The 4,735-nt window shown below is 74.8% G+C and carries 5 protein-coding genes; 3 read left to right on the top strand and 2 right to left on the bottom strand.

What is annotated here, in order from left to right:
- A partial coding sequence (locus HUW36_RS25895) for a PspC domain-containing protein (protein WP_174530543.1) occupies positions 1–275 on the bottom strand: 275 nt, incomplete at its 3' end.
- Positions 276–419: 144 nt separating this feature from the next.
- Between HUW36_RS25895 and HUW36_RS25890 the strand changes: the two genes are divergently transcribed.
- From HUW36_RS25890 to HUW36_RS25880, 3 genes are all read left to right on the top strand, one after another.
- A complete protein-coding gene (locus HUW36_RS25890; protein ID WP_174530542.1) occupies positions 420–1,367 on the top strand; it encodes an NUDIX hydrolase in 948 nt (315 codons plus the stop codon).
- A gap of 128 nt (positions 1,368–1,495) precedes the next feature.
- Positions 1,496–2,407 carry an NUDIX hydrolase gene (locus HUW36_RS25885; protein ID WP_174530544.1) on the top strand — a complete coding sequence of 304 codons (912 nt, stop codon included), beginning with the start codon at positions 1,496–1,498 and terminating at the stop codon, positions 2,405–2,407.
- A gap of 346 nt (positions 2,408–2,753) precedes the next feature.
- Positions 2,754–3,659 carry a CDP-alcohol phosphatidyltransferase family protein gene (locus tag HUW36_RS25880; RefSeq protein WP_174530541.1) on the top strand — a complete coding sequence of 302 codons (906 nt, stop codon included), beginning with the start codon at positions 2,754–2,756 and terminating at the stop codon, positions 3,657–3,659.
- A gap of 64 nt (positions 3,660–3,723) precedes the next feature.
- Here HUW36_RS25880 and HUW36_RS25875 read toward each other — a convergent pair.
- Positions 3,724–4,735 (bottom strand): phosphatidylserine decarboxylase (locus HUW36_RS25875; protein ID WP_174530540.1); only part of this gene is annotated, 1,012 nt, incomplete at its 5' end.

Genomic DNA, 4,735 nt, shown 5'->3' with positions numbered 1-4,735 from the left:
GGCGGGACCGGCGGCCAGCCGGGCGCGGTGCCCGGCGGGTGCGGCCAGGCGGGCGCGCCGGCCGGCTCCTCGGGCATCAGGAACCACATGATCGGGTACGCGAGCGCGGCCAGCCCGCCGGTGAGCACGGTGGCGGTCGCGAAGACCACCCGGACCAGCGTGGGGTCGAGCGCGAAGTAGCGGCCGAGGCCGCTTGCCACACCGGCGATCATGCGGTCGCTGACCGGGCGGCGGAGCTGCTTGTACGGGGCCTGGGAGGGGTTCGTGGAGGTCATGTCTCCACGGTCCCGCGCCGGTCGGCGGGCGACCTCGGTGACCGCCCGGACGCCTACCCTGATCCGTCCCTGAGGCGCCAGCCGAGAGTCAGGAATCTGACTCTTTTCGATGGAGGTAACCCGGGCCGGGGAGAATTTGCTCCCGTGACCACCTCGCTGGAGCCGCTGCGCAGGATCGCGGCATACGCAGTTTGTGCTGATTCAAACGGCCGAGTGTTGCTGGTCCGCGCATCGGAGCGCTCCGGCACCCCCGGCACCTGGTCGCTCCCCGGGGGAGCGGTCGACCACGGAGAGGACCCCAAGCACACGGTCGTCCGGGAGACCGCGGCCGAGACCGGGCTCTCGGTGGCGGTCGCCGGCCTCCAGGACGTGCTGGCCGACATGCGGGCGCTGCCCGAGCGGCGCATCACGATCCACACCGACCGGCTGCTCTACACCGTGTCGGTCCGGGGCGGCACGCTGACCGAGCGGGTCGGCCGCCCCACCGACCTGGCCCGCTGGTTCACCCTCGACGAGGCCCGGGAGCTGCCGCTGCGCTCGTTCACCGCACGCGCCCTGGGCCTGCCCGCCTCCACCGACGACATCGTGCCGGCGGAGGTCCCCGAGTTCCCCTCGTTCTACGCCGTCCCCGGCCCGGACGGGCTGCACCGGGCGCAGCGCTTCGCCGCGTACGCCGTGGTCACCGACCCGGAGGAGCGGGTGCTGCTGACCCGGGTGTCCGACGGCTACCCGGGCGCCGGCTGCTGGCACCTGCCCGGCGGCGGCACCGACTACGGCGAGCAGCCGGGGGCCGCGCTGATCCGGGAGCTGGTCGAGGAGACCGGGCAGACCGGCCGCCTGGTCGAGCTGCTCGGGGTGGCCAGCCACCGCGACGCCGCCTCGCTCGGTCCGGAGGGCTACCCGATCGACTGGCACGGCGTACGCGCCTTCTACCGGGTGGTGGTCGACCAGCCCGCGCCGCCCACCGTGACGGACGTCGGCGGCTCGACGTGCGAGGCCCGCTGGTTCCGCCGCGAGGAACTCGGCGCCCTCCCCACCGACCGCCTCACCGAGGTGACGGCCGAGGCGGTCCAGGCCGCCCACCTCCTCTGACAGCCCACCCGTCCGTCCCGCCCCCCGTCCCACTCCGACGATCATGAGGTTGACGGCGCGAAATGTCCGCCTCGGTACCGCTAACCTCATGATCGACGGAGTGGGGCGGCGGGACGGAGTGGGTGCGGGTGCGGGAAGAGCGGCGGGTCGGGGCGTACGGGGTGCTGCGGGACTCCGACGGGCGGGTGCTGCTGGCGCGTGGGGCGGCCGGATGCCCCTGCCCGGGGGTGTGGCAGCTGCCGGGCGGCGGCGTCGCGCACGCGGAGCACCCGGCCGATGCCGTGGTGCGCGAGTTCGCCGAGGAGACCGGCCTGACCGTGGCGGTCGACACGATCCGGGCCGCCGTCGCCGACGTCGCCGTCTTCCGGGACGAGCGTGTCGCGCTGCACACCGACCGGCTGATCTTCGACGTCGAGGCCCGGGGCGGGCGGCTGCGCCCGGAGCCGGACGGCGGGACCGACGAGGTGGCCTGGTTCACCCCCGAGGAGGCCGCGGCCCGGCCGCTGATGCCGTTCACCGCCGAGCTGCTCGGCCTGCCGGTGACGCCGCTGCCGGCCGACCTGCCCCGGGGTCGGCCCGTCGCGCCGGCCGGACCGGACGTGGACCGGCGGCAGCGTTTCGCCGCGTACGGGCTGGTCACCGATCCGGGCGGCCGGGTGCTGCTCACCATGATCGCCGACGGCTACCCGGGCGCCGGGCGGTGGCACCTGCCCGGCGGCGGCACCGACCACGGTGAGCAGCCGGCCGCCGGGCTGCTGCGGGAACTGGTCGAGGAGGCGGGTCAGCTGGGGCGGGTGGTCGACCTGTTGGCCGTGGACAACCTGCACAATCCGGGCGCGCTGGGCCCGGAGCGCCGCCCGCTGGACTGGCACGGCATCCGGGTGATCTACCGGGTGCGCGTGGACGCGCCGACCGAGGCGGTGGTGACCGAGCAGGCGGGTGGTTCCACCGCCCGGGCCGCCTGGTTCGCGCCGGCCGAGGTCGCCGGGCTGCGGCTGACCGACGTGGCGGCCCGGGCCACCCGGCAGCAAGTGAGCTGAACCGCTCGCCGAGCCGGCCTGGGCCACCTCCGGTACAGTCGGAAGGAGGGATTGGTCGACGAAAACGGGCGTTGAGGCCCGAGATGGGAATAAGTGAGCGGTTCGCGCGGTTAAGGGAGTTATAAGTACCGCCGGCAGCTATCGCCAAGCCCCTATCCCCTGTGCAATGGTGTACTCCGCAAATGGGCTGCCGGGCCCGAAAGGTCCGGCACGAGACAGCCGGACACCCGCCCCGACGTGGGCGGCCAGCCGATCCGGTGATGGAGGAAACGTGCCGAGAGCCCCATGGCGCCGGCGTCGTACGACTGACAGTCCGCGCCCCGCAGGGCGTCGCTGGGCGGGCCGGTTGCGCCGCAGCAGCACGTTCGCCCGCCAGGTGCTGCTGGTCCGGGTGGGCCGCCGCGACGGCGCCCCCGGGACCGACCTGGTCACCCCCGACCACCGTTACGCCGACCGCCAGCGGCTCCGCTACGGCCGGCTCGACGCCGAGATCGAGGCGGTACGCCCGGTCAGCCCGGTGCTCATCCCGGCCGCGCCGGTCGACGAGTCCCCGGCGATGTCCATCCCGCTCCTGCCCGGCGAGCGGACCGCCGCCCGCCGTGCCAAGTTCGCGCTGGTCAACGCCTGCACCCTGAGCAGCCTCATGCTCGGCATGCTGGCCATCTTCCTGGCCATGCAGGGCGAGGTGCGGATCGCCGCCGTCTGCCTGATCGCGTGCGTCGCGTTCGACGGTCTCGACGGCGCCCTGGCCCGCAAGCTCGGCGTGGCCAGCCCGTTCGGCGCGCAGATGGACTCGCTCGCCGACATGTGCTCGTTCGGCCTCGCCGCGCCGGTGGTGGTCTACGCCTCGCTGGCCGGCTCGGTGCCCCCGGCGGCCGCCGCGGTCGCCTGCGCCCTGGTCGCCGCGTGCGCGGCGATCCGGCTCGCCCGCTTCAACGTCTCACCCAAGGACGGTCGCTTCTTCTGCGGCGTACCGACCACCATGGCGGCGGCGGTGCTCGCCCTGACCGTGGCGATCGGCGTGCCGGTCTCCGGCCTGGTGATGGTCGCCGGCGTGGCGCTGCTCGCCTTCGCCATGGTGTCGAGCTTCCCCTACGCCAAGCTGGCCCGGTTGCTGAAGCTGCCGCCGTGGCTCTGGCTGGCCCCGGTCGTCGGCGCGCTCGTCGACATCCGGCTCACCTTCGCCCTCGTGGTGGTGGGCTACCTGGTCAGCGGCCCGCTGCTCTGGCTGCACCAGCGCCGGGCCGCCTGAGGCGACACGGACGACGAGAAGGGGCGCCGCGCATCGCGCGGCGCCCCTTCTCCGTTCTCCCGCCTCAGCGCCAGCGGGCGATGACCGTGCTGCCGCCGACCACCTTGTCGCCCGGCCCGACCAGCGGGTCCGCGGCGTCGGCCGGCAGGTAGACGTCGGTCCGCGAGCCGAACCGGATCAGGCCGAACCGCTCGCCCCGGGCCAGCAGCGAGCCGACCGGTGCCCGCTGCACGATCCGGCGGGCGATCAGGCCGGTGCGCTGGGCCACCACCACCGTCCCGTGGTCGGTGTCCAGCACCGTGTACGCCGCCACGTTGTGCTCGGCGTCCGGCTTCATCGCGTTGACGAACCCGCCGTCGGCCACGAAGTAGTCGACCACCTTGCCGGCCACCGGCGCGCGGTTGACGTGCACGTCGAGCACCGACAGGAACACCGCGACCCGCAGCCACTCGCCGTCGCCGAAGCGCTCGTCCTGCAGCCGCTGCACGGAGAGGACCTGACCGTCCGCGGACGCGACCACGGCCGACGGGTCCTCCGGGACGTCCCGCTCCGGGTCCCGGAAGAACGCGGCCACCGGGGCGGCGGCCAGCGCCGGCAGCAGCCAGAGCCGGGACTTCGGCCGGACGGCCCGGGCGAGGGCGGCCAGGCCGAGCGTGATGCCGGCGGCGGCCACCCCGTTGGAGTCGATGTGCATCTGCCGGGTCAGCGGCACGCTCGACGGCCGGTACGCCGGCGACAGCGAGGCGGCCAGCGCCGCCGGTGCCGGGGTGAAGCGCAGGTGGTGCACGCGTACCGGCGGGGAGTTGCGCAGCACCACGTCGGTGCGGACGCCGTGCAGCACGCCCTGCCGGTCCAGCTCGGCGCCCGCGCCCTCGGTGCGGAACAGCGGCGCGGCGACGCTCAGCACCGCCCCGTCGGCCAGGTACTTCGACAGCCCGTCGACCGCGGCGCGCGCCTCCTCGGCGGTGCCGGTGAACGGCTCGGCGACGACGACCGCCGCCGCGGCGTCCGCCTCGGCGAGGGTGTCGACCACGCGTACCCGGTCGGCGACCCAGCGGCCCTGGGCCGTGACGTGC

Source organism: Micromonospora maritima, assembly GCF_902825405.1.
GTDB lineage: Bacteria > Actinomycetota > Actinomycetes > Mycobacteriales > Micromonosporaceae > Micromonospora > Micromonospora maritima.
The sequence above is the reverse complement of the archived record's forward strand: the minus strand, read 5'-3'. Positions and strand labels throughout refer to the sequence as shown.